The sequence below is a fragment of the Pectobacterium hainanensis genome (assembly GCF_046237015.1).
Taxonomy (GTDB): domain Bacteria; phylum Pseudomonadota; class Gammaproteobacteria; order Enterobacterales; family Enterobacteriaceae; genus JBJYIN01.
Genome location: NZ_JBJYIN010000004.1, coordinates 15,820 through 42,768, shown reverse-complemented (window position 1 = coordinate 42,768; position 26,949 = coordinate 15,820). Strand labels below are relative to the sequence as shown.

Genomic DNA, 26,949 nt, shown 5'->3' with positions numbered 1-26,949 from the left:
GAACGTGACTATGACCAATAAAACACAACCGACGTTTTTTATTCACGATTATGAAACCTTCGGCAAGCATCCCGCGCACGATCTCCCCGCGCAGTTTGCTGGCGTCCGCACGGATATGGATTTCAATATTATCGGTGAACCGTTGGTGATTTATTGCAAACCAACCGATGATTATTTACCAGAACCAGAAGCCGTAATGATTACGGGGATCACACCGCAATTGGCCTTGTCGAGAGGTGTCAACGAGGCCGAATTTGCCCGCCACATACACGCCGCATTCAGCGAACCTGGCACGTGCATCATGGGATACAATAACATCCGGTTTGATGATGAGGTCAGTCGTAATATTTTTTACCGTAACTTCTATGATCCTTATGCCTATAGTTGGCAAAATGGCAATTCTCGCTGGGATCTGTTAGACGCCCTACGTGCCTGTTATGCGCTACGCCCGGAAGGTATTATCTGGCCTGAAAATGAGGACGGTTTACCCAGTTTTCGACTAGAGCATCTGACTAAAGCGAACGGCGTTGAACACGAACATGCTCACGATGCCATGTCCGATGTTTATGCCACGATCGCCATGGCAAAATTATTGAAGCAGGCTCAACCCAAACTGTTTGATTACCTGTTTCAATTGCGGAATAAAAACAAAGTCAATCAACTTATTGACGTTCCCAAAATGAAACCGCTTGTGCATGTGTCTGGGATGTTTGGTGCAGCAAAAGGCAATACCAGTTGGGTCGTTCCCTTGGCATGGCATCCGGATAACCGAAACGCGGTGATCATGTGCGATTTGGCTGGTGATATGACGCCATTACTAACACTGAATGCGGATGAACTGCGTGAGCGCTTATACACTCGCCGCGAACAGTTATCTCATGAACAAAGCCCGGTTCCGATTAAGCTCGTTCACATTAATAAATGTCCGGTACTGGCACCCGCCAGTACATTGCGGCCAGAAGATGCGGCCCGGTTGGGAATCGATCGCCAGCGTTGCCTGGACAATCTAGCATTATTGCGACAGAACGCGCAGGTTAGAGAGAAAGCCGTTGAATTGTTCGCCGAAACATCGGCCTTTGCGACGTCCAACGATGTTGACTTAAGATTGTACGATGGCTTCTTCGGCGATGCCGATCGCATGTCCATGAAGATCATTCAGGAAACGGCACCACAAAACTTGCCCGCATTGGATTTAAAATTTGTGGATAATCGGCTGGAACCGCTGTTGTTTCGCTATCGGGCACGCAACTTTCCTCAAACACTGGATGATAACGAGCAACAGCGTTGGTTACAGCATCGACAAGAGAGATTTACGGCTGAACGCTTACAGGAATATATTACCGAACTCGACGACCTTTATCAGCGCTATGAAGGCGATCGGCAAAAGACCGACCTGATAAAAGCTCTGCTGGCTTACGCTCAAACGCTAGCCAGCTAACTAACGGTCAGGAAAATGCCTGACCGTATGCCGTTTTAAACAAGCTCTTCCGTACTCTGTGGCACCGGCTGGCTGAAAGCCTTGGTGACAAACACCAAGTAAATCAGTCCTACCGTTGCCCAGATCAGCCCCAGCGTCATTGAACTTTCTTCCAAATTCACCCACAACGCACCGACGGTCAACGCACCGAGTACTGGCAGAATCAGGTAGCTAAAGGTATCTTTCAGCGTACGGTTACGACGTTCACGAATGTAGAACTGTGAAATCACAGACAGGTTAACAAAAGTAAACGCCACCAAGGCACCAAAATTAATCAGCGCCGTCGCCGTAACCAGATCGAAAGATACCGCAGAAAGTGCGATCGCTCCCACCAGCAAGACATTCAGAGAGGGCGTCCGCCATTTGGGATGAACGTAGCCGAAGAAACGTTCAGGGAATACACCATCACGTCCCATGACATACATCAGACGCGATACGCCGGCATGTGCCGCCATACCCGACGCCAGAACGGTCACGCAGGAAAACACCAGAATAATCGACTGGAAGAATTTGCCAGCGACATACAACATGATTTCCGGTTGCGACGCATCGGGGTCTTTAAACCGAGAGATGTCAGGAAAATACAATTGCAGGAAATACGCCACAGCAATAAAAATCACACCGCCGATCAATGCCGTCAGGAAAATCGCTTTCGGAATAACGTTGCTGGCGTCCTGCGTTTCCTCAGACAACGAGCTGATACCATCAAACCCTAAAAACGAGAAACACAGTATCGTCGCGCCAGTGATCATAGGCACTACGTGAGCATTTTCGGACCAGAACGGCTTCGTACTGGTCAGCGTACCCGCACCTTCACCTTGATATACGCCGTGAATAACCAGTCCCAGAAACACAACCATAATGGCAACCTGAACCACCACAATAATCGAGTTAAGGTTAGCGACCAAGTTAATACCACGCAGGTTAAACAGCGTCATCAGACCAACCAAGGCTGCAACAAAAATCCACGAAGGAACGCCGGGGAAAATGGCTTCAAGATAAATTTTCGCCAGCAGGATGTTAATCATCGGCATGAATAAATAATCAAGCAACGACGACCAGCCAACCATAAACCCAACGTGAGGGCTAATCGCTTTCTGCGCATAGGTATAAGCAGAGCCTGCGGACGGGAAACGGCGCACCAGCTTACCGTAACTTAACGCAGTAAAAAGAATGCCAGCTAACGCAAAGGCATAGGCCGTTGCGACATGCCCATCCGTCAGACCAGAAACGATACCAAACGTATCAAAAATGGTCATTGGCTGCATATAGGCCAACCCCATCATGACAACGGGCCATAACGTGAGTGTTCTTTTTAAGTGGACACGTTTTGTCGAGGTAATGTTGGTATCAAATGACATGGCGTACTCCTCCTTTGCCAGCAAAAGACGTAACACCCGCATTCATGGCAGAGTGATATCGATTGGACATGGAAGAAGTAACACGTGAATAATTCGAACAGGTCAAACCTGGATAGCGACGAGAAGAGATAGCTGATACAGCACTCAAAATAAATTGTGGCTGAATCGCGCCATAATCAATGCTTTTGCAGCACAAACCGGCGGGCACCGGCAAAAAGCTTACAGATTGCCCCATCTTTCCTTTCCTCACTGTGGCTCACTGGCACACACAAACAGATTTATCTATCCGGATCGTTGTCCGGCCTCTTAGTTAAAGACATGAATGCAAAAAAATAACCGACGCGAATGAAGGCGTCGGCTATTTTGCAAGGCGCGTATTCTGCATCAGACATTCCCAGATAACAAGACGCTGGGAGTAGCAGATACCATTTTCTAATGAAAATTTTTATAACGCGTTGTTTTAATAAATTTTTATTTAGCTGCTGAATGTCAAATCTGTAACAAATAACACGAAGAAATTACAAATCATCCTGAAATTTTTTCTTTTTTTCGTTCTGTAATCTTTCTAGCTCGAAAATGACCTGCTGCAAATCTCGTTCTTGCGCAGCGGATAAGGCCAAAAACTTAAAACTCAGGCGCTGAGTAAGCTTAATCTCACCTTTATTATCAACAACTTTTACTGCTGATTGACCAACAAATTGTAAATCAATACAGAAAAAGCCATATTCATCAAGGTCCATTTCAACCTTTTCGATAATATCGCCTTCTTTCAATAAATCCGTCGTATCGCGGTCGGTATAAAGACTCAATCCTCCCAATGAAAGATCCTTGATCGTAAATTGGAAATGACTATCGTCTGGCAATTCCCCGCGGCACGTTAGCGGCGGCCACAAAGGAGTATTAATGCGAAAATAGGTTCGACGTTGAATCAAATAAAGTTGTTCAGGAATCGAGGCCGTAAATGCCGGTAACCCCTGAAAATCAACAGTCCGGGCAATTTCTGCTTTAAACTCAACCTTGGCACCAGCCGGCTCAGCAACAAACGACAACGCCCCCGCATACAACGCACGGCTGTTCTCTTTCTCTACGCCTCCCAAATCAAAAACAAACATGTCATTATTCGGCATGACATCCAGGATTTTACTAATGAACTGACCACGAGAATGATGAACCATTACGGTCGTATCATTTTTCTTCAACTCACGCAGCGTCGCACAAATAGCCAGCCTATTGCGCTTAACAAACTGCTCTTTCAAATTTTCATCCACCGCTTTTGTCCCCACCATACAGATAATGGTTTATACCCGTCATACTTCAAGTCGTATACGCGTTGATCGCCGTACATGCTGGGTATGTTGCTAAATATCTCGAATGAACCACATGATACAAATCGGTTTAAACGGTATCGACACATTCTGCATACAACTTTAGGAAATTAATTAGAAAAAACGCCTTGCCTCATTCAGCATCATTCATCCCGAGACAACGTTATCGAGGAACGACGAGCCCCTCAGACACGCCATAAAGCCCGATGGGTAACCTCGCGTTACCGCACTTTTCACAACAGAATCTGTGCGTTTGTCCAAACACGAGAGATGATCATCACACATCTTTATTACATCAATACCTATTACTAAATATCCCCTTAAGAACTCCGATAAGAGCATGGAACAGGCTGAACGTTACGTCTGTCACTACACCTGAATAGCCATGGAGAGCATCATGTTCTTAGCAAGAAGAATCAAAGACTTTAAAATATCGCAAAAACTTTATATTGGCTTCGGGATCATACTCCTATTGGTGGTTATTTCATCACTACTGAGTACCGTTCGATTCAGGGAAATCAAAGATATTTATGAAAAAACCAACTTGATTTATAACATCAATATTGATGTATTCCAGGCCAAAATAAACCGGTTGAAATACTTCTACTCTTATGACGAAAAATCACGTGAAACGATGTCTGGATATATCAGACATGCATCCCAACTCAGCGATGATGCAAAAAAATTATCATGGAGCAATGAAGAACAATCGATTATCAACGACATTGTTCAGCACTTAAACGAGTTCCAGAATGCAATCACGGAGATGGGAAAGGCGACACAACGCGTAGTGGAAAGTAAGAATAGGATTGATACCGCCAACCTGCAAAACATAACCGCTGATTTCTCTACAGAAGAACTGGCACGACTGATACCAGAAATAAAAAGTCGCTCGTATGCGTTACAACTGAAACAAGATAATGATGCCCTAAAAGCGCTGAATGACATATTTAGCCAGTTTGAACAACGCTATCAGAACACGATTAGCACGCTAAGCCCTGAACAAAACACGATAGCCGCCAGCTTACAAGCGTTTGTCACCAACTATAAAAATCTGAATGATGAATATTTCAGAAACATCAATGAACTAAAAAAAGCAGAAGATGGCGTGAAAGTTGGCGGTGATAAAAGCAGCGCGTCGATTAAAGCCATTATCACCATCGTAAAAGAGAAGAATGATGCACTGGCTTATAATTCCGCGACAATCACGATGATCATCGGCCTTATTGCCGTCATTATCGGTATCGTCATCTCGTTGCTGATTACTCGTCAAATTACCCAACCCATTATCCACAATCTCTCGCTGGCTGAAAAAATTGCTGAGGGCGATCTAACTTCCACCATCGTTGCCGATCGTAATGACGAGTTGGGGCAGCTCACATCGGCAATGGGTCGCATGAATGAAAAACTGCGCCATATGATATCTGAAGTCCGTGACAGCGTTGGCAGCGTCAGTATGTCAGCTTCCAAAATCGCCACAGGAAATACCGATTTATCCTCTCGGACGGAGCAACAGTCCGCCGCCGTCGTTGAAACCGCGGCGAGTATGGAAGAACTGACTTCTACGGTGAAAAACAACGCGGATAACGCCAAACATGCCAGCCAGATCGCCGCCGATGCCTCACAAAGCGCACACAAAGGCGGCGATGTGGTTAAAAAAGTTGTCACGACCATGGATGATATCGCAGCCAGTTCGAAGAAAATTGCCGATATTACGACCGTCATTAATAGCATCGCATTTCAAACCAACATATTGGCGTTGAATGCGGCAGTCGAAGCCGCCCGGGCAGGCGAGCAAGGACGCGGTTTTGCCGTCGTCGCAGGGGAAGTTCGCAATCTTTCACAAAGAAGTTCTCAAGCGGCAAAAGATATCGCCGCGCTAATTTCAGAATCCGTCGATCGCACCAATGCGGGTAGTCAGTTAGTTGCTGTTGCCGGGGAAACCATGGAGCAAATTGTGTCTGCCGTCGCACGCGTTAACGATATTATGGGGGAAATTTCATCTGCCTCAGAAGAGCAAAGTCGGGGGATTGGGCAAATTGCACAAGCCATCGGCGAATTAGATACCACCACACAGCAAAATGCGTCACTCGTTATGGAATCGTCGATTTCTGCAAATTCATTGGAAGAACAAGCGATTTTACTGGAAAACCTGCTCACCAATTTTCGTCTTTCCACACACGATAATCTCGAACGCACGCCGTCTGTCGCTGCGCTACCTACACCGCACTCATCTCCAAAACGCGCCACTGAATCATCAGGAAAAGACTGGACTTCATTTTAACAAGGCACCCAGACAGCCCATTGACTGTCTGAGCAACACAATAAAACTGAATTAAATAAGGTGTGCATTAACTCAAGGGCATCGTCATAGGGTCAGGATATTGATATTCAAATCCAAGTTCCTGACAAATACGTTGCCCATCAACCAATCTGCCCGAATCGCCGTTACCTCCGGCTGCAAACTGTGGTAATGGCAAATTCAGCTTACGCGCCTGATCTTGATAATAGCGCTGCTTTACCGGGTGCAACGGCGCACAAAGATTATAAAGATGCCCACCATGCGGTCGTTTCAGCAGTAGCTGAATGGCCGACATGACATCTTCCTGATGTACCAGATTAACACCATGAGCACCACCCGCTAACCCCACTTTCCCAGCCAGAAACCGACCTGGGTGGCGTTCAACTCCAACAAGGCCAGCCAATCGCAAGATATCCACCGAAACATCCGGTAAGTGCTGCAACCATTGCTCAAGGGAGACTAACGTTTTACCCGCAGTAGTGACTGGATTTAACGCCGACGACTCTTTTACCGTCCCAGACGTACTACCATATACCGATGTTGAACTGGTAAAAATAATACGCGACACATGAAAAACGCGAGCTGAATTAACTAACTGTTGTACCGCCTGCGCATACCCTTCTCCCCCTTTAGCCGTGCGGCTAGCCGGTAGCGTAATGATGAGAACATCTGCCTGAAGTAATGCATTCAGTTCATTCGCATCGCATTCCAACTCTGGCGTAAATTTAAGCTTGTAACACTCAATACCGCTCATTCGAGCGGCATCAACACCATCCATCGTCGTTTTACTGCCGACAACCTGATAGCCCCGACCTTTTAGTGCCAATGCCAGTGGCATGCCTAACCATCCCAGCCCGATAATCGCCACTCTCTTCATCATTCACTCTCTCCGATCAGCATCTCAGGTTGCCACATACCTCGTTTCAAATAAAAAAGTGTTGCGTATTAGCCTGAATATAGTTTAGGTTATTCGACAGGCAACATGACATAGATAAATTAAGAGAGAATTATGACTCGCGTTCTGTTTAACCACCATCATCACCATCATCCTGATTAGTCTTTCAGGCGTTTGGTGCTGGAAGACATTAAGATCTTCCAGTGGCGCAGAACGAAAAGAGAGCCCTCGGAAGATCAACTTCCGAGGGTTTTTTTATGTGCGCAAGACTAAAAAAACCACGTATTTGAAAATAGCTTTAATTGACAGGTTAATGAGGTTTCCATGCTGGATAAAACACGTTTACGGATAGCAATGCAAAAATCTGGGCGTCTGAGCGACGACTCACGCGAACTGCTGGCTCGTTGTGGTATTAAAATTAATTTACAGCAGCAACGTCTTATCGCCTTTGCCGAAAACATGCCAATCGATATTCTACGCGTCCGTGATGATGATATTCCGGGATTGGTCATGGATGGCGTGGTCGATTTGGGCATCATCGGTGAGAATGTATTGGAAGAAGAGCTACTTAATCGTCGTGCTCAGGGTGAAGATCCCCGTTATTTCACGCTGCGCCGTCTGGACTTTGGCGGCTGCCGCCTGTCGTTAGCCATGCCGCTGGACGAAGCCTACACCGGCCCCGAATGTCTGCAAAACAAACGTATTGCCACCTCTTATCCTCACCTGCTTAAACAGTACCTTGACCGTAAATCCATCAGCTTCAAATCCTGCCTGTTGAACGGCTCCGTCGAAGTCGCGCCGCGTGCCGGTCTGGCTGATGCCATCTGCGATCTGGTATCAACCGGTGCAACGCTGGAAGCAAACGGTCTGCGTGAAGTAGAAGTGATTTACCGCTCTAAAGCCTGCTTGATCCAACGCGATGGCGACATGCCCGCCGAGAAACAGCAACTCATTGATAAATTGCTAACCCGTATGCAGGGCGTGATTCAGGCGCGTGAATCAAAATATATTATGTTGCACGCACCTAGTGAGCGTCTGGATGAAGTCATCTCATTATTACCGGGAGCAGAGCGACCTACCATTTTGCCACTGGCTGGCGACCAAAGCCGCGTCGCAATGCACATGGTCAGCAGCGAAACGCTGTTCTGGGAAACCATGGAAAAACTCAAATCGCTCGGTGCCAGCTCAATTCTGGTTTTACCGATTGAAAAAATGATGGAGTGATACCGATGGCAGATAATACCCAAAGCACTGGCAGTTTCAGCACTCTCGTTGACTGGCAACGCTGTTCAGTTGAAGAGCAGCGCCAATTATTGACGCGCCCCGCCATTTCTGCGTCAGACCGCATCACCGCCATCGTGAGCGATATTCTGACAAACGTGAAAAGCCGTGGTGATAGCGCTCTGCGCGACTACAGCGCACAGTTTGATAAAGTACAGGTGAATGCGATCCGCGTCACCGAAGCTGAGATTGCCGCCGCCTCGGCGCGTCTGGGTGATGATGTCAAACAGGCCATGACGATCGCCGTACGTAATATCGAGACATTCCACAACGCGCAAAAACTGCCGACAGTCGATATCGAAACGCAGCCAGGCGTGCGTTGCCAGCAGATCACTCGCCCTATCGCGACTGTCGGCCTGTATATTCCTGGCGGATCCGCTCCACTACCGTCAACCGTGCTGATGCTGGGAACGCCTTCACGCATCGCAGGCTGCGGGCGCGTCGTGCTGTGTTCTCCTCCGCCGATTGCCGATGAAATTTTGTATGCAGCACAACTGTGTGGCATTAAAGAAGTCTTTCAGCTTGGTGGCGCACAAGCGATTGCCGCAATGGCGTTTGGCACCGAGAGCGTACCGAAAGTGGATAAAATTTTTGGCCCTGGCAACGCCTATGTGACGGAAGCCAAACGTCAGGTTAGCCAACAGCTTGATGGCGCTGCCATCGATATGCCTGCCGGTCCATCCGAAGTGCTGGTGATCGCCGATAGTGGCGCGACGCCTGCCTTTGTCGCGTCTGATCTGCTGTCGCAGGCGGAGCACGGCCCAGACTCACAGGTCATCCTGCTCACCCCTGATGCAGAAATGGCCGAAGCCGTGGCAACCGCGGTTGAAGAACAACTTACACAGCTATCCCGCGCAGAGATCGCGCGTCAGGCGCTGGCCAGCAGCCGTGTCATCGTCGCCCGTGATTTGGCGCAATGTATTGAAATCAGCAATCAATATGGTCCGGAACACCTGATCATCCAGACCCGTGACGCTGAATCGTTGGTCGATCGCATCACCAGCGCGGGTTCAGTGTTCCTTGGTGACTGGTCACCAGAATCCGCTGGCGACTACGCCTCCGGCACCAATCACGTATTGCCTACCTACGGCTATACCTCAACCTATTCAAGCCTTGGTTTAGCCGATTTCCAAAAACGTATGACCGTACAACGGCTCACGCCGCAGGGATTATTGCAACTGGCACCAACGATAGAAACGCTGGCACAGGCCGAACAACTGACCGCCCACAAAAACGCCGTCACTCTGCGTGTTGCCGCACTGAAGGAGAAAGCATGAGCAGCATTGAAGAACTGGCTCGCGCCAACGTCCGAGCGCTGACGCCCTACCAATCTGCCCGTCGTTTAGGCGGCAACGGCGATGTCTGGCTAAATGCTAATGAGTATCCAGAAGCACCCACATTCCAACTTACCCAGCAAACGCTGAACCGCTATCCTGAATGTCAGCCAGAAACCGTTATTCGTCGTTATGCTGATTATGCCAATGTACAACCGGAACAAGTTCTGGTCAGTCGTGGCGCAGATGAAGGCATCGAATTGCTCATCCGCGCCTTCTGCGAACCGGGGAAAGATGCCATCCTGTACTGTCCGCCGACTTACGGCATGTATGCCGTCAGCGCCGAAACGTTTGGCGTAGAACGCCGTACGGTAGCCAGCAAATCAGACTGGCAGTTGGATCTTGATGCGATTGAAGCACAGTTAGTCGGCACCAAGGTTATTTACGTTTGCAGCCCGAATAACCCGACCGGTAACTTAATTGCACGAGAGGATCTACGCCAGTTACTCACGCTGGCACAGGGAAAAGCGCTGGTCGTGATTGATGAAGCCTACATTGAATTCTGCCCACAGGCATCGACCACGAGCTGGCTCAGCGAATTTCCACATTTGGTGATCCTACGTACCTTGTCCAAAGCCTTTTCACTCGCCGGATTACGCTGTGGCTTTACGCTGGCAAACCCAGAGGTGATTCAACTGCTGCTGAAGGTGATTGCACCTTACCCGCTGTCGACCCCCGTCGCGGACATTGCCGCGCAGGCATTGAGTCGAGAAGGCATCGCAAAAATGAAAGCGAATGTTGAAGAAATTACCGTTAATCGTCGCTGGCTGAGTGACAAACTACAAGCACTTGCCTGTGTTGAGGCCGTGTTTCCCAGCGAAAGCAACTATCTGCTGGTGCGCTTCACTGCATCGTCTGCTGTATTCAAGACGCTGTGGGATCAGGGCATTATTCTACGAGATCAAAATAAGCAACCGAGCCTTGCAGGCTGTTTGCGTATTACCATCGGCAGCCGCTACGAATGTGAACGCGTTGTTGCTGCATTACAACCATTTCCAGGCATCAACGCTTAATTTTAAGGAGCCGCCGTGGGCCAGAAATATCTCTTTATTGACCGTGATGGAACCTTGATTGCCGAACCACCTGAAGATTTTCAGGTTGATCGGTTGGATAAACTGGCGCTTGAGCCCGATGTCATTCCTTCGCTGCTCGCGCTACAGAAGGCCGGTTATACGCTGGTGATGATCACCAATCAGGATGGACTCGGAACCGATAGTTTTCCGCAGGAAACCTTCGATCCACCGCATAACTTAATGATGCAGATCCTGACATCACAAGGTATCCGATTCCAGGAAACGTTAATTTGTCCACATCTGCCAGCCGACCACTGCGAGTGTCGCAAGCCCAAGACAGCACTGGTAACCCAATATCTGCAAGAAGGTGCGATAAACCTTGCGCATAGTTACGTTATCGGCGATCGGGAAACTGACATTCAGCTGGCAAAAAACATGGGCATTACTGGCCTGCTCTACCAGCGCGGTGGGCTGAACTGGCAAGCGATTACCAACCAGCTAACCAAGCGTAACCGTCATGCACACGTCAACCGCGTCACGCGTGAAACCTCGATTGATGTCAACGTCTGGTTGGATCAGGAAGGTAACAGTAAAATCAATACCGGCGTCGGTTTTTTCGATCATATGCTAGATCAGATCGCCACCCACGGCGGCTTTCGCATGAACATTGAAGTGAAAGGCGACCTCTATATTGACGATCACCACACCGTTGAAGATACCGGTCTCGCGCTGGGCGAAGCATTAAATAAAGCGCTGGGCGACAAACGCGGTATTGGTCGATTTGGTTTTGTCCTGCCGATGGATGAGTGTCTGGCGCGCTGTGCGCTGGATATTTCCGGGCGTCCGCATCTGGAATATAAAGCGGAATTCAGCTACCAGCGCGTGGGCGACCTGAGCACAGAAATGGTCGAACACTTCTTTCGTTCGCTGTCCTATTCCATGGCCTGCACACTGCACCTGAAAACCAAAGGGCGTAACGATCATCACCGCGTTGAAAGCCTGTTCAAGGTCTTTGGACGGACACTGCGTCAGGCGATCCGCGTGGAAGGTGACACGTTACCGAGCTCGAAAGGAGTGCTTTGATGAAGGTCGTCATTCTTGATACCGGCTGCGCCAATCTCTCTTCGGTGACCTATGCCGTGCAGCGCCTGGGATACGCGCCCGTCATCAGCCGCGAGGCTGACATTGTCCTGCAAGCGGACAAGCTGTTTCTGCCCGGCGTCGGCACCGCGCAGGCCGCGATGCAGCAACTGGCCGATCGCAATCTGATCGATCTCATCAAAGCCTGCACCCAGCCTGTACTTGGTATCTGTCTCGGTATGCAATTACTGGGTACACACAGTGACGAAAATGGCGGCATCTCCACACTAAACCTCGTTGATGCACCCGTGAAAAAGATGGTTGACCACGGTTTGCCGTTACCGCATATGGGCTGGAATCAGGTGACGCCACAGGCTGGACATCGTTTATTCCGTGATATTGACGATGGTGCTTATTTCTATTTCGTCCACAGTTACGCGATGCCTGTTTGTGCCAATACCATTGCGCAAGCTCACTATGGCGAAGCGTTTACGGCGGCAGTGGAAAAAGACAATTTCTTTGGCGTTCAGTTCCACCCTGAACGCTCGGGTGCCGCTGGTGCACAATTGCTGAAAAACTTTTTGGAGATGTAGAGCGTCATGATTATTCCCGCATTGGACCTGATTGACGGGCAAGTGGTCCGTCTGCATCAGGGCGATTATGGTCAACAGCGCCAATACGGTAGCGATCCCCTACCCCGTTTGCAGGACTACCAACAGCAAGGTGCAGGTGTGTTGCATTTGGTCGATCTGACTGGCGCCAAAGATCCGGCAGCTCGCCAGATCCCACTGTTAACGACCCTGTTGGCCGGCGTGAGCGTACCGGTTCAGATCGGCGGCGGCATCCGCACCGAGCAGGACGTGGAGGCGCTATTGACAGCCGGAGCCAGCCGCGTGGTGATTGGTTCTACTGCCGTCAAACAACCGGAACGCGTTCAGCAATGGTTCACGCGCTACGGTGCGGAAGCGCTGGTGCTGGCGCTGGACGTGCGTATTGACGCCAAGGGTACAAAATATGTCGCCATCAGCGGCTGGCAGGAAAACTCCGACGCGACGCTTGAGCAGGTCGTCGAACGATATCTGCCATTCGGTCTGAAGCATGTTTTGTGCACCGATATTTCTCGTGATGGTACGCTGAGCGGCTCCAACGTCGAGCTCTATCGTGAAATCAGTCAGCGCTACCCACAGATCGCCTTTCAAGCCTCCGGCGGCATCGGTAACTTGACGGATATCGCCAATTTACGCGGTAGCGGTGTGCAAGGTGTCATCGTCGGCCGTGCCTTGCTCGAAGGCAAATTTAACGTCAAGGAGGCGATTTCATGCTGGCAAAACGGATAATTCCTTGTCTGGACGTGCGTGACGGGCAAGTGGTGAAAGGCGTGCAATTCCGTAATCACGAAATCATCGGCGACATCGTACCGCTGGCACAGCGCTACGCGCAGGAAGGTGCCGATGAACTGGTGTTTTATGATATCACCGCGTCATCCGATGGACGTGTGGTGGACAAAAGCTGGGTATCCCGCGTTGCTGAAGTCATCGACATTCCCTTTTGCGTGGCGGGCGGAATAAAAAGCGTGGAAGAAGCGGGTCAAATCCTCTCTTTCGGCGCAGATAAAATTTCTATCAATTCACCGGCGCTCGCCGATCCAGAGCTGATTACCCGACTGGCCGATCGTTATGGCGTGCAGTGCATCGTCGTCGGGATTGATACCTGGCACGATGCTGCAACGGGCCGCTACCATGTTAATCAATATACCGGTGATGAAACGCGTACCAAGGTCACGACCTGGGAAACGCTGGCCTGGGTGGAAGAAGTACAAAAACGCGGTGCGGGCGAGATTGTTCTGAACATGATGAACCAGGACGGCGTACGCAACGGCTACGATTTACACCAGTTGAATCTGGTGCGTGAGGTCTGCAACGTCCCACTCATCGCTTCCGGCGGCGCAGGCACCATGGAACATTTTCTGGATGCGTTCCAAATCGCCCACGTTGATGGCGCGCTGGCCGCATCGGTGTTTCACAAGCAAATTATTAATATTGGCGAACTGAAACAATATCTTAAGCAACAGGGTATGGAGATTCGGGTGTGTTAAGCAAAGAGCGCTTTCTAAACGACGAACAACGAAACCAACTCGATTGGGAAAAAACAGACGGTATGCTACCGGTTGTCGTGCAACACGCGGTATCCGGTGAAGTGTTGATGCTGGGCTATATGAATCAGGATGCCTTACAGGTAACGGAAGAGAGCGGCAAGGTCACGTTTTTCTCACGAACCAAACAACGACTGTGGACCAAAGGGGAATCTTCCGGCCATTTCCTGAATGTCGTCTCTATCACGCCAGACTGCGATAACGATACGCTGCTGATCCTGGTTAATCCTGTCGGGCCAACCTGTCATCTTGGCACCAGCAGTTGCTTCTCACCAGCTGCCAGCGACTGGACGTTCCTCTATCAGTTGGAGCAACTGCTTGCCGAACGTAAACTTGCGGACCCTACCAGCTCTTACACCGCGCGTTTATATGCCAGCGGCACCAAGCGTATTGCGCAGAAAGTTGGAGAAGAAGGTCTGGAAACCGCATTAGCGGCAACGGTACATGACCGCGAAGAACTGACGAACGAAGCCGCTGATTTGATGTACCACCTGCTAGTATTGTTACAGGATCAGAATTTGGATCTGGCAACCATTATCCATTGCCTGAAAGATCGCCACGCTAAGTAATCCTCCGCGCGCATAGTACGATGCGCGCGATTTCCCCCTTCCTTCTTTTTATCAAACCGATCGTTAGCACCAAAATAATGCACACGGCGTACTATTTTGGTGCGCTACGCCATTTTTTGGTGCATTTTGAGAAGGTGAAAAATATCTTTCTGCTGAAAAAAAATAGCATTTCACCTTATTTATTATCCATTCAACACATTGATTAAATTGTATTAATTTTATACTTCAACACGTTTCTTTCGCGGTTTTTTCATACTGGCATATTTTCTGCAAAGTCTCATATATAGGAACCTGGTTCCATTTTTTGAGACTTCGTCATGAGCATATTAAATACGACAGCCGACATTCTAAAATTGATGAGCCAGCTCAAACGCAGCATTACTGCGAGCGATCTCATCACTCAGTTGCACATGCCCAAAAGTACCGCGTCCCGTGTGCTAAAGCAGTTGTGTGAAGTAGGCTTTTTGCAACGCGATCCTGAATCTGCCAGTTATCAAACCGGTCTCTTGCTAATCGAAGCGGCTTATCTGGCGCATCGTGTTTCTTCTCTGACCGATGATATAGAACAAGCTTTGCGCAGTTTATGTCAACGTACCGGCCACACAGGTTATCTTTCCGTATTGGATGGCGACGAAGTGCTGGTGTTACGCGTCATCCCCGGCCGCCATGCTCTGCGCGTCATTACTTACCCCGGCACACGTTCTCCGGCCTGGGAAACCTCGACCGGTCGCGCATTACTCTCTCGCTTTTCGGACGAACATCTCGCCGCCCATTACCCGACGCCGCATACCAAAACCTCGCTGGATGTCACGGCACAATTGGCGCGCATTCATACTATTCGCCAACATCGCTGGTCACATGCGGTCGATGAAGCGGTACCGGGCACCGCATCCGTAAGTTGTTCCGTCCACAACCCACAGACAAAAGAGAGCATCGCTTTCTGTCTCACCTTTCCGTCTTCCATGGCGGATCAGCAGGAGATCCTGCTGTTGGCACAACAGCTCTATCAGGCGGCAATGCCTATTGGTAAAAAATATGGCGACCCCTACTGGTTAGGCTGATGTAAATAATCATAACAACATCGCACTCTCGCATTTATAACGCTTACAGGAGTGGTATCACATGTCACAACCTTCATTACACCAGGAAGAAACGCCGCCAGAGGTACATCAGCGGACATTCAGTCCGCTGACATTGCTGTTTCTGGTTATTCTCAGTATGTTTGGCGCCGTCATTGGCATCCAGTTGCTTACCACACTCGGTGTCACACCCAACACATCGATCATCGGGGCACTCATTGCCATGTTGATCGCCCGGGTGCCGTTACAACTCATGCGGCGTTTTCGTTCCATTCATGTACAGAACCTGGCGCAAACCGCCATTTCGTCCGCGACCTTTGGCGCAGCCAATAGCCTGCTATTGCCAATCGGTATACCGTGGTTGTTTGATCGGCCCGATTTAATTTTACCGATGTTCATTGGGGTCGCGCTGGCGATGTTGTTGGACGGCTATTTACTTTACCGCATGTTCAACACATCCGTTTTCCCCGCAACCGGAACCTGGCCACCGGGTGTTGCTGCTGCGGAATCCATCAAAGCTGGGGATAAAGGCGGAAAACAGGCGGTATTACTCAGTGCCGGATTGGCGTTGGGCGTTCTGGGTTCCAGCTTTAAATTGCCGATGTCCGCGATGGGGACAGCATTTATCGGGAACATCTGGGCGCTCTCGATGTTTGGTATCGGTCTATTGTTGCGTGGTTATAGTCAACCACTGCTGGGGATTGATATTAATCAGCACTATATTCCTCATGGCATGATGATCGGTGCGGGTATTGTCGCGCTATTCCAGGTCATCATGTTAATTCGCGGTAAACGCAATACCTCGGGGGTATTAACCGCCGAAGCGCTAAAAGCTGCCAATGATGACCGTCACCATGTTCTTTCCGCGCTGCGCATGGGAGCCATCGGTTATATCGTGATCGCAGCATTAATTGCTTTCGGTACCGGACTGTACAGTGAAATGTCAGTAGGTATGCTGATTGCCTTCATCTTCTATGCCGCTTTTGCTGCTTTCATCCATGAACTGATTGTCGGTCTTGCGGCCATGCACTCGGGCTGGTTTCCGGCATTCGCCGTGGCGCTGATTACGCTGATCATCGGTATGATGATTGGTTTCCCCATGCTCGCGCTAGCTGTACTTTGTTCATTTTCCGTTGCAACCGGTCCCGCTTTCGCCGATATGGGATATGACCTCAAAGCCGGATTTATCCTGCGAGATAATGGACATGATGCTGCCTTCGAGCTGGAAGGGCGTCGCCAACAGTTGTTCGCAGCCATGATTGCCTTTGTGGTTGCTATCCCTGTCGTGTATTTCTCTTACCAGAGCTATTTTCAACAAGGGCTGATTCCCCCCGTCGCCAAAGTCTATGTCGCCACGATCAAGGCTGGCGTGTCTGGTGACATTGCGACCTCATTGCTCATATGGGCCATACCCGGTGCCATTATCCAATGGTTGGGAGGTTCTCGTCGGCAGCTCGGTGTGCTACTGGCTACTGGCCTGCTGATTGCCAATCCCCTTGCAGGTTGGGCGGTAATGGTAGGGATTGCACTACGACTCGTCATTCTGAAATGGGGAAGCGCCGAAATGCGTAGTCAAATGGAAGTGTTCGCAGCAGGGCTGATTGCCGGTGACGCTATCTATAGCTTCTTCCATTCTATTTTCGCCAGCAAGATCGGCGGTAAGTAAATGCAGTAAAACATGCTATTGATGCGACAACTATATGTCGCATCACCCTATATCAATCCTAAATAAGAGAATATGTTATGAGCCTTTTCCAAACATTGAACGTGATTGAAGCCCTTGATTCTGCGACAGCCAGCGGTCAGACCGTCGTTGAGCTCTTATCCGCTTACCCACAGGTTGACATTACGGTAACCGAAATCACCGGCCCAAAAGGCAAAACCGACTTTGTTAAAATTGTCATTCCCGGCACTGACGGCAAACGTAACGGTGGAAAAGCGCCAACATTAGGGATCGTAGGTCGGTTAGGCGGCATTGGCGCCCGCCCAGGACGCATTGGGTTAGTTTCCGACGGTGACGGTGCCATCGCGGCGGTGGCAGCAGCGGTAAAACTGGCCAAAATGCAAACATTAGGTGATAGCCTGCCTGGCGACGTAATCCTGTGCACACATATTTGCCCTGATGCGCCCACTCGCCCCCATGAGCCAGTCGATTTCATGGATTCACCGGTTGAAACCGAGGATATGAACGAGCAGGAAGTCTCACCAGAAATGGATGCGGTACTTTCCATTGATACCACGAAAGGCAACCGCATTATTAATCATAAAGGCTTCGCATTATCTCCAACGGTAAAAGAAGGTTATATCTTACGCGTAGCCGAAGACTTACTACGAATCATGGAAATGACAACGGGCCGCTTGCCGGTGACGTTCCCGATTACCACACAAGACATCACACCTTATGGTAATGATGTGTTCCACATTAACAGCATTCTCCAGCCTTCTATTGCCACGTCGGCTCCCGTTGTCGGCGTTGCCATCACGACAGAAGGTATTGTCCCCGGTTGTGGTACCGGTGCCAGTCATGAAGTCGATATTGCCGACGCCGTACGCTTTGTCGTTGAAGTGGCAAAAGAGTTTACCCGCAAAACTTGTCATTTCTACAATGCTGAAGAATATCAGCGACTGCTGTCACTGTACGGTTCATTGGCTCATTTGCAAAAACGCCAATAACAGGAGGTGTTATGTCTATGACTAAGCTGGGGACACTCACTATCGGTCAGGCACCTCGTGCCGATATTACGCCAATATTAGAAACCCATTTGCCGGAAACGGTGGAGTGTATTCATGCTGGTGTGCTGGATGGGCTTTCCACCGAAGAGATTGCTCAGCGTTTTGCACCACAGGGCGATGAAGCCATTCTTACCTCCCGACTACTGAATGGCAACGCCGTCATTCTTGGTAAAGGTGCGGTGCGTGATGCGGTACAGCAAAAGCTGAATCAATTGGAACAACAGGGTTGCAGCATTATTTTGTTGTTATGTACTGGCGAATTTCATGGACTCCATTGCCAGCAAGCCTGGCTCATTGAACCCGATATGATCGTTCCTCCCGTGGCTGCCACGCTGTTGGGCAAACGCCGTCCCGGTATTCTGGTGCCATTGGAAGAGCAAATGCGTAGCGAAGGTCAGAAATGGCAGGCAATGCAACACGCTCCAGTTTATGCCGCCGTGTCGCCTTACAACGGCAGTGAGGCAGAACTGATTGCCGCAGCACAAGCACTACAGGCTAAACAAGCCGACGCGATCATCATGGATTGCATGGGTTACACCGAACGCCACCGTAATATTGTACGTCAGGCGACGGGTCTGCCCGTGTTACTTTCCAATGCGCTGATCGCCCGGTTGATTGCCGGCCTACTCTGACAGCATAAAATAGGACTTCATGATGCAATTATTACTGTTAAGCAACGGAACCCTGCCCGGAAAAGGCTATCTGGAACATGCGCTACCCCCCATTAGCCAACTGATTCAACATCGTCGCCGTGCAGTATTTATCCCATTCGCTGGCGTCACGATAAGCTGGGACGATTACGCTGCTAAAGTACAGACGGCGCTGGCAAGCACCGGAATCATACTAACGTCTGCCCATTCCGTGGACGATGCCGTGCAAGCCGTAAGTGAGGCAGAGATTATTATCGTTGGCGGTGGAAATACGTTTAATCTGCTGAAATGCTGCCGGGAGCGCAACCTGCTGGCTGCCATCCGCCAGCGCGTCGTAGACGGAGCGGCCTATATCGGCTGGAGCGCTGGTGCTAACCTCGCCTGCCCGACCATCTGCACCACAAATGACATGCCGATTGTCGATCCGCATGGATTTGATGCATTAAACCTGATCGATTACCAAATTAATCCACACTACACCAACAAGCTTCCACAAGGACATCAAGGGGAAACTCGCGAGCAACGCATCGCTGAACTGTTGCGAGCGCAGCCCGACACCGTCGTTGTTGGCTTGCCGGAAGGTGACTGGATTCATGTTGACGGAGCAGAACAACATCTGGCTGGCCCTTACGATGCTACGCTATTCCGTGCGCACCAGACGCCGCAAACGATAGCGGTTAATCATCCTTTATCTCTGTAACCAGTGAGGTGGATCATTTGGGTCCACCTGCCCGATGTTGAGAAGGAATCCATTATGACGCTAGGCATTATCCGTGTCCTCACCACGCAGGACACCTCGCTACTAGAAGAACATGGCCGTTTATTAGCCGAAGAATATGGTTTGCAAACCGTGAGTCGCTGCATTCCCGATCAGCCAAATGGTATCTTCGATGCAAGTAGCGAGGCTTTAGCCGTTCCAAAAATTATTACGCTGGGCCAAACCTACGAAAGCGAAGGCTGCCAGGCTATTTTCTTAAGCTGTGCTGCCGATCCTGGACTCAATGCGCTGCGTCAGGCCGTTTCAATTCCCGTCATTAGTGCAGGTAGTGCTTGCGCTCGGCTGGCGGCTAATCTGAAATTACCTGTTGCCGTCATTGGTATCGGAAGCCAGGCTCCAGAACCGTTCCGACGGTTACTCGGGGAAAACGTCCGCTATGCCCGGCCCAAAGGTGTCACACAGACAACGCATCTGCTTACAGCAGAAGGCCGTGCCAACGCGCTCGCTTGTGCACAAGAATTATATGATCAGGGTGCGAAAGTCATCGCATTCTCTTGTACAGGGCTATCAACCATCGGTTTAGCAGCACAAATCCGCCAAACTATTGGTTGCGTCGCCATCGACGCTGTCAGCGCTGCCGGGATGTTCGCGGTCGAATGGCTGGGGAAACAAACCGACCAATAAATTTAATGCTGCCATAAAAGAGAGCCGGTACGCTATTTTGTATTCCCCGATTAGACCCACAATCCGCCCTGAGGGGCGGATCTTAGACTCAACCATTTTTTATTCTGGTCATACCATAATCGGACTATGTGTCGTCAGCGTTAACGTGGATGGTGTGATTGTTTGATCTCGTTCAACCTTGAAAGCATCCATCGCCAGGATAAGCTGTCTCGACTGTTCAGCAAGCGAATGCGTTGCCATCGTTGCCTGTTCTACCAACGACGCATTATGCTGAGCGACATCCTCCATCTGATTAACCGCAATATTGATCTGATCAATCCCATTGCTCTGCTCCTGTGACGCCTGTGAGATCTCTTTCATCAAAATATTGACGTTAATAATTTGATCTGAAATGGTCGACATCGTTTCTCTTGCTCTGGTCGTTAACTCAGACCCTTCGTTAACACGTTCGTTAGAGTCAGCAATCAACACGTGAATCTCTTTTGATGCCTGCGCACTCCGTTGCGCCAATGTCCTGACTTCATTCGCCACTACTGCAAACCCCCGACCTTGCTCCCCTGCTCGCGCAGCCTCAACTGCCGCATTCAACGCCAATATATTGGTCTGGAAGGCAATACCGTCAATAACGCTAAGAATGTTACTGATACTGGCCGCGCTGGTAGCTATCTCCTGCATTTTCTCCATAACCTCTTGTACCACATGGCTTCCCTGCTGCGCCGTATTGGCAACATCCTCTGCCAGATTATGCCCTTGCCGTGCATTCTCCGCATTGTTTCTGACCGTAGATGTCAATTGCTCCATGCTTGCTGCCGTTTGCTGTAACGATGCGGCGGATTCCTCCGTCCGGCTCGATAAGTCCTCATGCCCCTGCGCCAACTCTCGACTGCCTACATCAATTTGTTCACTTGCCTCCCGCACGCGAATGACGGATGTCGCCAGTGATTGCTGCATAGTGTGGAGCGCGGTATTCAAACGACCCAATTCATTTCGTCCGGCTGGTGGAAGATTTTGAGTCAAATCGCCTGATGCAACAAACTCCAAATGCTGAATCGCCATATTGAGAGGTTTAAGTAATGTATGACGCAATATAACCCAGGAGAAAACAATCAGCACGATAACCAGCAAGCAGCATGCGCTTATTAATATCAACATCCGTGAACGTTCAAGAGACGCATTACCTAACTGTTCAACACCAGCCTGTTGTGCATAATCAAAATATGCTCTATTCGCCTTGTCAAATATTGTCCCTAACTCTTTAAGTTGCGTGACTTGATATTGATAATAACGTTCGATGTCTCTATTTTTCAATGCATCCAACATCGGTGTAATACCATACTCATAATAGTTTTGATAGGCTTGAGCAATAACATCCGCTAATTGCTCTCCCTTTCCTGTCCCTCTCGTCGCGGCAAAAAAACGTTGTAAGTCTTCTTTCGCAGTATTCGCATACTGTGAAGACCGCCCTGCCGCCGCCTCGGCATCATCCCATTGTTTTGTTTCCAACGCCCGTATGGCAAATGAAGCAGCAACACGTACTCGCTGCATATTGGTATTACTGCTCGCCAGATTACCTAATTCAATACCCTGAATTCGGTTAATAGCATTCATTGACTCATAACTTTTATTAATGGCAATAATTCCCATACCGCTGACAAGTAACAGTAATATCGTCATAAAACCTAGTAAAAGTAGTATCCCTGTGTGAATTGATAATGTTCTCAACATAATAGCCTCTTCGAATAAAAAAATTATTTGTATGATAGCTATCGGTTTTATTATTTTTTTGTTTATTAAGTCATTGTGTTTTTGGTTGAAATATCGCAATTCTGATAGAGAAAGCAAGATAATATGGTTATCATAATGTAAAAAAACGGCACCTATCTAGGTGCCGTTTTAAAGTTCTTATTTAACAATCCATTGCAATTAATACCACGAGAAATTGCATCTATTACGGTAATAATTTACCCGTAAATATTTGCACGATCGCGCAGTTCCTTGCCAGGTTTAAAGTGAGGGACATATTTACCTTCCAACTCAACTTTTTCACCCGTCTTCGGATTGCGACCAACACGCGGGGCACGGTAGTGAAGTGAAAAGCTGCCGAACCCACGGATCTCAATACGATCGCCTTCGGCCAGCGTAGTGGCCATCTGTTCGAGCATCTCTTTCACTGCATCCTCAACCGCTTTGGCCGGGATATGAGATTGCTGTCCAGCAAGTCTTTCAATAAGCTCAGACTTGGTCATCGCTCCTCCAAGTACATGGTTATGAATCACCATGATAACTTACTACCGTTCCAAAAATGAGCAACCGAAGTTGCTCATTTCACCGTTATTACTCGCCTTTTGCTGCTTTGAACGCTTCAGCCATAGCATTGGAGAAGTTACCTTCTTCCGGCTTGTTGTTCACTGTTGCGATAGCATCTTTTTCATCAGCTTCATCTTTAGCACGAACAGACAGGCTGACAACGCGGTTCTTACGATCAACACCGGTGTATTTTGCTTCAACGCTGTCGCCAACGTTCAGTACCAGCGTTGCGTCTTCAACGCGATCGCGAGAGGCTTCAGAAGCACGCAGATAGCCTTCTACGCCGTCCGCTAATTCAACTGTAGCACCTTTGGCGTCAACTGCTGTAACTTTACCAGTAACAATAGCACCTTTCTTGTTAACAGACAGGTAGTTATTGAACGGGTCTTCAGCCAGTTGTTTCACACCCAGGGAGATACGTTCGCGCTCTGCATCAACCTGCAGAACAACAGCGGCGATTTCATCACCCTTCTTGTATTCGCGAACGGCTTCTTCGCCAGCCACGTTCCAAGAGATGTCGGACAGGTGTACCAGACCATCGATGCCGCCGTCCAGGCCGATGAAGATACCGAAGTCAGTGATAGACTTGATTTTACCTTCAACGCGATCGCCCTTGTTATGGGTTTCTGCGAACTGCTGCCATGGGTTGGATTTACATTGTTTCAGACCCAGAGAAATACGACGACGTTCTTCGTCGATATCCAGAACCATCACTTCCACTACATCGCCAACGTTAACAACTTTGGACGGATGGATGTTTTTGTTGGTCCAATCCATTTCTGAAACGTGAACCAGACCTTCAACGCCTTCTTCGATTTCAACGAAGCAGCCATAATCAGTCAGGTTAGTGACGCGGCCAGTCAGACGCGTACTTTCTGGGTAACGCTTAGCGATAGCAACCCATGGATCTTCGCCCAGTTGTTTCAGGCCCAGAGAAACACGAGTACGTTCGCGGTCGAATTTCAGCACTTTAACTGTGATTTCGTCGCCCACATTAACGATTTCGCTTGGGTGTTTAACACGTTTCCAAGCCATATCAGTGATATGCAGCAGGCCATCAACGCCGCCCAGATCAACGAATGCACCGTAGTCAGTAAGGTTCTTAACGATACCTTTAACTTCCATGCCTTCCTGCAGGTTTTCCAGCAGTTGATCGCGCTCAGCGCTATTTTCAGATTCGATAACTGCACGGCGAGAAACCACAACGTTGTTGCGTTTCTGATCCAGCTTGATAACTTTGAACTCAAGCTCTTTGCCTTCCAGATGCAGTGTGTCGCGAACCGGACGAACGTCTACCAGAGAACCTGGCAGGAACGCACGAATACCGTTCAGCTCAACGGTGAAACCGCCTTTAACTTTACCGTTGATAATACCGGTAACCGTTTCAGCGCCTTCATAAGCTTTTTCCAGCGTGATCCAAGCTTCGTGACGTTTCGCTTTTTCACGAGACAGCAATGTTTCACCAAAGCCATCTTCAACCGCGTCCAGAGCAACGTCGACTTCATCACCGACCTGAATTTCCAGTTCGCCCTGTGCGTTTTTGAATTGCTCTACCGGAATGGCAGATTCAGATTTCAGACCGGCATCAACCAGTACGACATCTTTATCAATAGCAACCACAACACCGCGTACGATAGAACCGGGACGGGTTTCGATTTCTTTCAGGGATTCTTCAAAGAGTTGAGCAAAAGATTCAGTCATGTTGATAATCTTAGGAGTTTTCAATTTAACGTCCATCCGGCATCCTGCTCGATGGGGTTGTTTAACATGCCCCGCTGTGCATCCTTACAGCGAGGTAAAAATTCATTTTTGCGATGCTTATGCAGCCAAAACGTCACGGGCATAAGTCAAGGCTCTGGCGATCACATCATCGATCGTCATACTTGTCGAATCCAGCACCAGCGCATCAGCGGCAGGGACTAACGGAGCGACGATCCGGTTCCGGTCACGGTCATCCCGTTCCCTTATCTCGGACAAAAGGCGTTCAAAGTTAACACTAAAGCCTTTCTCCTGCAACTGTAGCATGCGTCGTTGTGCGCGTTCTTCTGCACTTGCGTCCAGGAATATCTTCACCGGTGCATCAGGAAAAACAACGGTGCCCATATCTCGTCCGTCAGCAATCAACCCCGGCGCTTCACGAAAGGCTCGCTGGCGACGCAATAGCGCTTCCCGAACGCGGGGGAACGCCGCAGCCTGAGAGGCTGTATTACCAACCGTTTCAGTGCGGATTTCATTGCTGACATCCTCACCTTCCAAAATCACTTTCAACTGCCCTTCTTCAGAAATGAATCGAACATCCAGATGAGAAGCCAACGGAACCAACGCCTCTTCTGAACGAATATCCACCTGATGATGTAAAGCAGCCAAAGCCAGAACGCGATAAATCGCCCCTGAGTCCAGCAGGTTCCACTGTAAAGCTTCCGCCAGGGCCTTGCACAATGTGCCTTTCCCTGCGCCACTCGGTCCGTCAACCGTAATTACCGGTGCAGTCACCGCCATCTTTCTCTCCTTTACACTGGGAAATCCCGTTGATGTCGTTTCAGACACTACGGTGCTTCATTATACGCATCAATGGAAAGAAAGGTTATATTGGCAGGAAAAATAAGACGACACCTCACTGCGGGCACTAAGGAAATGAAGGGAACAGGCCCAGTGACGAGCCTGTATGAAATGTGCTACGCCAGTTCGCTTAAACGGGCCAGTTGCTCAAAATAGTCAGGAAATGTCTTTGCCGTACATTTAGGATCGAGGATAGTAACGGGCGTATCAGACAAGGCAACCAGAGAAAAACACATCGCCATACGATGGTCGTTATAGGTCCCGATTTCAGCAAAATTCAACGTCGCAGGCGGTGTGATCCGAATATAATCTTCACCCTCTTCAACATCCGCGCCCACTTTACGTAACTCAATCGCCATCGCCGCCAACCGATCGGTTTCTTTTACCCGCCAGTTATAAATATTGCGCAATGTCGTCGTTCCACCTTGAGCAAATAACGCGGTTGTTGCAATAGTCATCGCAGCATCAGGAATATGGTTCATGTCCATATCAATGGCATGAAGTTCGCCGCGCTGGCATTCGATATAATCTTCTCCCCAGCGAATTTGCGCGCCCATTTTTTCCAGCACATCGGCAAAACGGATGTCGCCCTGAACGCTATGACGGCCTATACCGGTGACACGTACCGTTCCCCCCCGTATTGCGGCCGCGGCAAGAAAATACGACGCTGAAGACGCATCCCCTTCAACCAGATAGTCACCTGGCGCGCAATACTGTTGGCGGCCAGCCACAGAGAATGTCCGGTAGCGATCGTTACGAACATCAACGCCAAACGTTTTCATCATATGCAAGGTGATATCAATATACGGTTTAGAAACCAGATCGCCTTGGATACTAATTTGCGTATCCTGCGCCGCCAAAGGCGCGGTTATCAACAGAGCCGTTAGAAATTGGCTGGAAACACTGCCGTCAACCGTGATCTTGCCGCCCAGAAAACCGCCACGTAAACGCAGCGGGGGATAATTTTCTTGCTCCAGATAATCAATGGTTGCTCCTCCCTGACGCAACGAATCAACCAAATGGCCGATTGGGCGCTCTTTCATTCTCGGCTCCCCCGTCAGCACTATATCTCCGTCAGTCAGACACAGAGCAGCAGCCAATGGGCGCATCGCCGTTCCCGCATTGCCTAAAAACAACTCCAACGGCTGGACTGCCCTGAACGCCCCACCCAATCCGGTCACTTCACACACTGTCCGGTCTGATGACAGATGATATTCCACTCCCAGTGCCGCTAACGCATTAAGCATATGACGAACATCGTCACTGTCCAGCAAGTTGATCAACCGGGTCTTGCCTTGCGACAACGCTGCCAGTAATAACGCGCGGTTAGAAACGCTTTTTGATCCAGGTAAGTTAAGCGTGCCATTAATCAGCTTAATGGGTTTGAGGGTCAGGGATTCCTGCATGCGAGGCCTATTCTTTTCTTTAAA

General features: G+C 49.4%; 26 protein-coding genes and 1 other annotated feature. Of the genes, 17 read left to right on the top strand and 9 right to left on the bottom strand.

Going from position 1 to position 26,949, the window contains the following annotated elements; all coding sequences use genetic code 11:
• The first annotated feature begins 10 nt into the window (after positions 1-10).
• Positions 11-1,438 (top strand): exodeoxyribonuclease I, encoded by a 1,428-nt coding sequence (gene sbcB / locus ACKPVM_RS05130; protein WP_409307466.1) that lies wholly within the window; start codon positions 11-13, stop codon positions 1,436-1,438.
• A gap of 35 nt (positions 1,439-1,473) precedes the next feature.
• On the opposite strand, the gene ACKPVM_RS05125 is transcribed toward sbcB, so the two are convergent.
• From ACKPVM_RS05125 to ACKPVM_RS05115, 3 genes are all read right to left on the bottom strand, one after another.
• Entirely contained in the window at positions 1,474-2,838 is a 1,365-nt protein-coding gene (locus ACKPVM_RS05125; protein ID WP_409307464.1) for an APC family permease, read from the bottom strand.
• The gene (locus ACKPVM_RS05120) at positions 2,828-3,073 is read right to left on the bottom strand and encodes a hypothetical protein (RefSeq protein WP_409307462.1); all 246 of its coding nucleotides are present in this window, start codon (positions 3,071-3,073) and stop codon (positions 2,828-2,830) included. The genes ACKPVM_RS05125 and ACKPVM_RS05120 overlap by 11 nt, the downstream gene beginning before the upstream one ends.
• A gap of 283 nt (positions 3,074-3,356) precedes the next feature.
• Positions 3,357-4,106 (bottom strand): flagellar brake protein, encoded by a 750-nt coding sequence (locus ACKPVM_RS05115; protein WP_498044270.1) that lies wholly within the window; start codon positions 4,104-4,106, stop codon positions 3,357-3,359.
• 454 nt (positions 4,107-4,560) lie between these two features.
• Here ACKPVM_RS05115 and ACKPVM_RS05110 point away from each other — a divergent pair, with 454 nt between their 5' ends.
• A complete protein-coding gene (locus ACKPVM_RS05110; protein WP_409307458.1) occupies positions 4,561-6,447 on the top strand; it encodes a methyl-accepting chemotaxis protein in 1,887 nt (628 codons plus the stop codon).
• A 67-nt stretch (positions 6,448-6,514) separates the two neighbouring features.
• Here the strand turns inward: ACKPVM_RS05110 and ACKPVM_RS05105 are convergent, their stop codons facing one another.
• Entirely contained in the window at positions 6,515-7,342 is an 828-nt protein-coding gene (locus ACKPVM_RS05105; protein WP_409307837.1) for an SDR family oxidoreductase, read from the bottom strand.
• A gap of 132 nt (positions 7,343-7,474) precedes the next feature.
• Between ACKPVM_RS05105 and hisL the strand changes: the two genes are divergently transcribed.
• The 15 genes from hisL (at position 7,475) to ACKPVM_RS05030 (ending at position 20,653) form a co-directional block, all read left to right on the top strand.
• On the top strand, positions 7,475-7,522 hold the full coding sequence (gene hisL, locus ACKPVM_RS05100; protein WP_106389040.1) for a his operon leader peptide: 48 nt from the start codon (positions 7,475-7,477) through the stop codon (positions 7,520-7,522).
• Positions 7,498-7,619: a sequence feature (His leader region), on the top strand. (Overlaps the previous gene by 25 nt.)
• A gap of 65 nt (positions 7,620-7,684) precedes the next feature.
• On the top strand, positions 7,685-8,584 hold the full coding sequence (gene hisG, locus ACKPVM_RS05095; protein ID WP_409307456.1) for an ATP phosphoribosyltransferase: 900 nt from the start codon (positions 7,685-7,687) through the stop codon (positions 8,582-8,584).
• A gap of 5 nt (positions 8,585-8,589) precedes the next feature.
• The gene (hisD, locus tag ACKPVM_RS05090; protein ID WP_409307454.1) at positions 8,590-9,918 is read left to right on the top strand and encodes a histidinol dehydrogenase; all 1,329 of its coding nucleotides are present in this window, start codon (positions 8,590-8,592) and stop codon (positions 9,916-9,918) included.
• Complete coding sequence (gene hisC / locus ACKPVM_RS05085; RefSeq protein WP_409307452.1) at positions 9,915-10,988, top strand: histidinol-phosphate transaminase; 1,074 nt, start codon at positions 9,915-9,917, stop codon at positions 10,986-10,988. The genes hisD and hisC overlap by 4 nt, the downstream gene beginning before the upstream one ends.
• Positions 10,989-11,003: 15 nt before the next feature.
• Positions 11,004-12,071 (top strand): bifunctional histidinol-phosphatase/imidazoleglycerol-phosphate dehydratase HisB, encoded by a 1,068-nt coding sequence (hisB, locus tag ACKPVM_RS05080; RefSeq protein ID WP_409307450.1) that lies wholly within the window; start codon positions 11,004-11,006, stop codon positions 12,069-12,071.
• Entirely contained in the window at positions 12,071-12,661 is a 591-nt protein-coding gene (gene hisH, locus ACKPVM_RS05075) for an imidazole glycerol phosphate synthase subunit HisH (RefSeq protein ID WP_409307448.1), read from the top strand. Before hisB ends, hisH begins: the two co-directional genes overlap by 1 nt.
• Before the next feature lie 6 nt (positions 12,662-12,667).
• Positions 12,668-13,405 (top strand): 1-(5-phosphoribosyl)-5-[(5-phosphoribosylamino)methylideneamino]imidazole-4-carboxamide isomerase, encoded by a 738-nt coding sequence (gene hisA / locus ACKPVM_RS05070; protein ID WP_409307447.1) that lies wholly within the window; start codon positions 12,668-12,670, stop codon positions 13,403-13,405.
• Positions 13,387-14,163 (top strand): imidazole glycerol phosphate synthase subunit HisF, encoded by a 777-nt coding sequence (gene hisF / locus ACKPVM_RS05065; protein ID WP_409307445.1) that lies wholly within the window; start codon positions 13,387-13,389, stop codon positions 14,161-14,163. The genes hisA and hisF overlap by 19 nt, the downstream gene beginning before the upstream one ends.
• A complete protein-coding gene (hisIE, locus tag ACKPVM_RS05060) occupies positions 14,157-14,789 on the top strand; it encodes a bifunctional phosphoribosyl-AMP cyclohydrolase/phosphoribosyl-ATP diphosphatase HisIE (protein WP_409307443.1) in 633 nt (210 codons plus the stop codon). Before hisF ends, hisIE begins: the two co-directional genes overlap by 7 nt.
• A gap of 317 nt (positions 14,790-15,106) precedes the next feature.
• Complete coding sequence (locus tag ACKPVM_RS05055) at positions 15,107-15,850, top strand: IclR family transcriptional regulator (protein WP_409307442.1); 744 nt, start codon at positions 15,107-15,109, stop codon at positions 15,848-15,850.
• A 61-nt stretch (positions 15,851-15,911) separates the two neighbouring features.
• Positions 15,912-17,534 carry an OPT/YSL family transporter gene (locus ACKPVM_RS05050; RefSeq protein WP_409307440.1) on the top strand — a complete coding sequence of 541 codons (1,623 nt, stop codon included), beginning with the start codon at positions 15,912-15,914 and terminating at the stop codon, positions 17,532-17,534.
• Between the two features lie 77 nt (positions 17,535-17,611).
• A complete protein-coding gene (locus tag ACKPVM_RS05045) occupies positions 17,612-18,541 on the top strand; it encodes a DUF1177 domain-containing protein (protein ID WP_409307439.1) in 930 nt (309 codons plus the stop codon).
• A gap of 11 nt (positions 18,542-18,552) precedes the next feature.
• On the top strand, positions 18,553-19,233 hold the full coding sequence (locus tag ACKPVM_RS05040) for an AroM family protein (protein ID WP_409307437.1): 681 nt from the start codon (positions 18,553-18,555) through the stop codon (positions 19,231-19,233).
• Positions 19,234-19,255: 22 nt separating this feature from the next.
• A complete protein-coding gene (pepE, locus tag ACKPVM_RS05035; RefSeq protein ID WP_409307835.1) occupies positions 19,256-19,951 on the top strand; it encodes a dipeptidase PepE in 696 nt (231 codons plus the stop codon).
• A gap of 54 nt (positions 19,952-20,005) precedes the next feature.
• Positions 20,006-20,653 carry an aspartate/glutamate racemase family protein gene (locus ACKPVM_RS05030; RefSeq protein WP_409307436.1) on the top strand — a complete coding sequence of 216 codons (648 nt, stop codon included), beginning with the start codon at positions 20,006-20,008 and terminating at the stop codon, positions 20,651-20,653.
• Between the two features lie 108 nt (positions 20,654-20,761).
• On the opposite strand, the gene ACKPVM_RS05025 is transcribed toward ACKPVM_RS05030, so the two are convergent.
• The 5 genes from ACKPVM_RS05025 to aroA all read right to left on the bottom strand — a co-directional run bounded on the left by ACKPVM_RS05025 (position 20,762) and on the right by aroA (position 26,925).
• Positions 20,762-22,378: a methyl-accepting chemotaxis protein gene (locus ACKPVM_RS05025; protein ID WP_409307434.1), complete on the bottom strand. Its 1,617-nt coding sequence runs from the start codon at positions 22,376-22,378 to the stop codon at positions 20,762-20,764.
• 236 nt (positions 22,379-22,614) lie between these two features.
• A complete protein-coding gene (ihfB, locus tag ACKPVM_RS05020) occupies positions 22,615-22,932 on the bottom strand; it encodes an integration host factor subunit beta (protein ID WP_409307433.1) in 318 nt (105 codons plus the stop codon).
• Between the two features lie 55 nt (positions 22,933-22,987).
• On the bottom strand, positions 22,988-24,661 hold the full coding sequence (rpsA, locus tag ACKPVM_RS05015) for a 30S ribosomal protein S1 (protein ID WP_409307431.1): 1,674 nt from the start codon (positions 24,659-24,661) through the stop codon (positions 22,988-22,990).
• A 117-nt stretch (positions 24,662-24,778) separates the two neighbouring features.
• Complete coding sequence (cmk, locus tag ACKPVM_RS05010) at positions 24,779-25,459, bottom strand: (d)CMP kinase (protein WP_409307429.1); 681 nt, start codon at positions 25,457-25,459, stop codon at positions 24,779-24,781.
• A 176-nt stretch (positions 25,460-25,635) separates the two neighbouring features.
• Entirely contained in the window at positions 25,636-26,925 is a 1,290-nt protein-coding gene (gene aroA / locus ACKPVM_RS05005) for a 3-phosphoshikimate 1-carboxyvinyltransferase (protein WP_409307428.1), read from the bottom strand.
• Positions 26,926-26,949 lie beyond the last annotated feature (24 nt).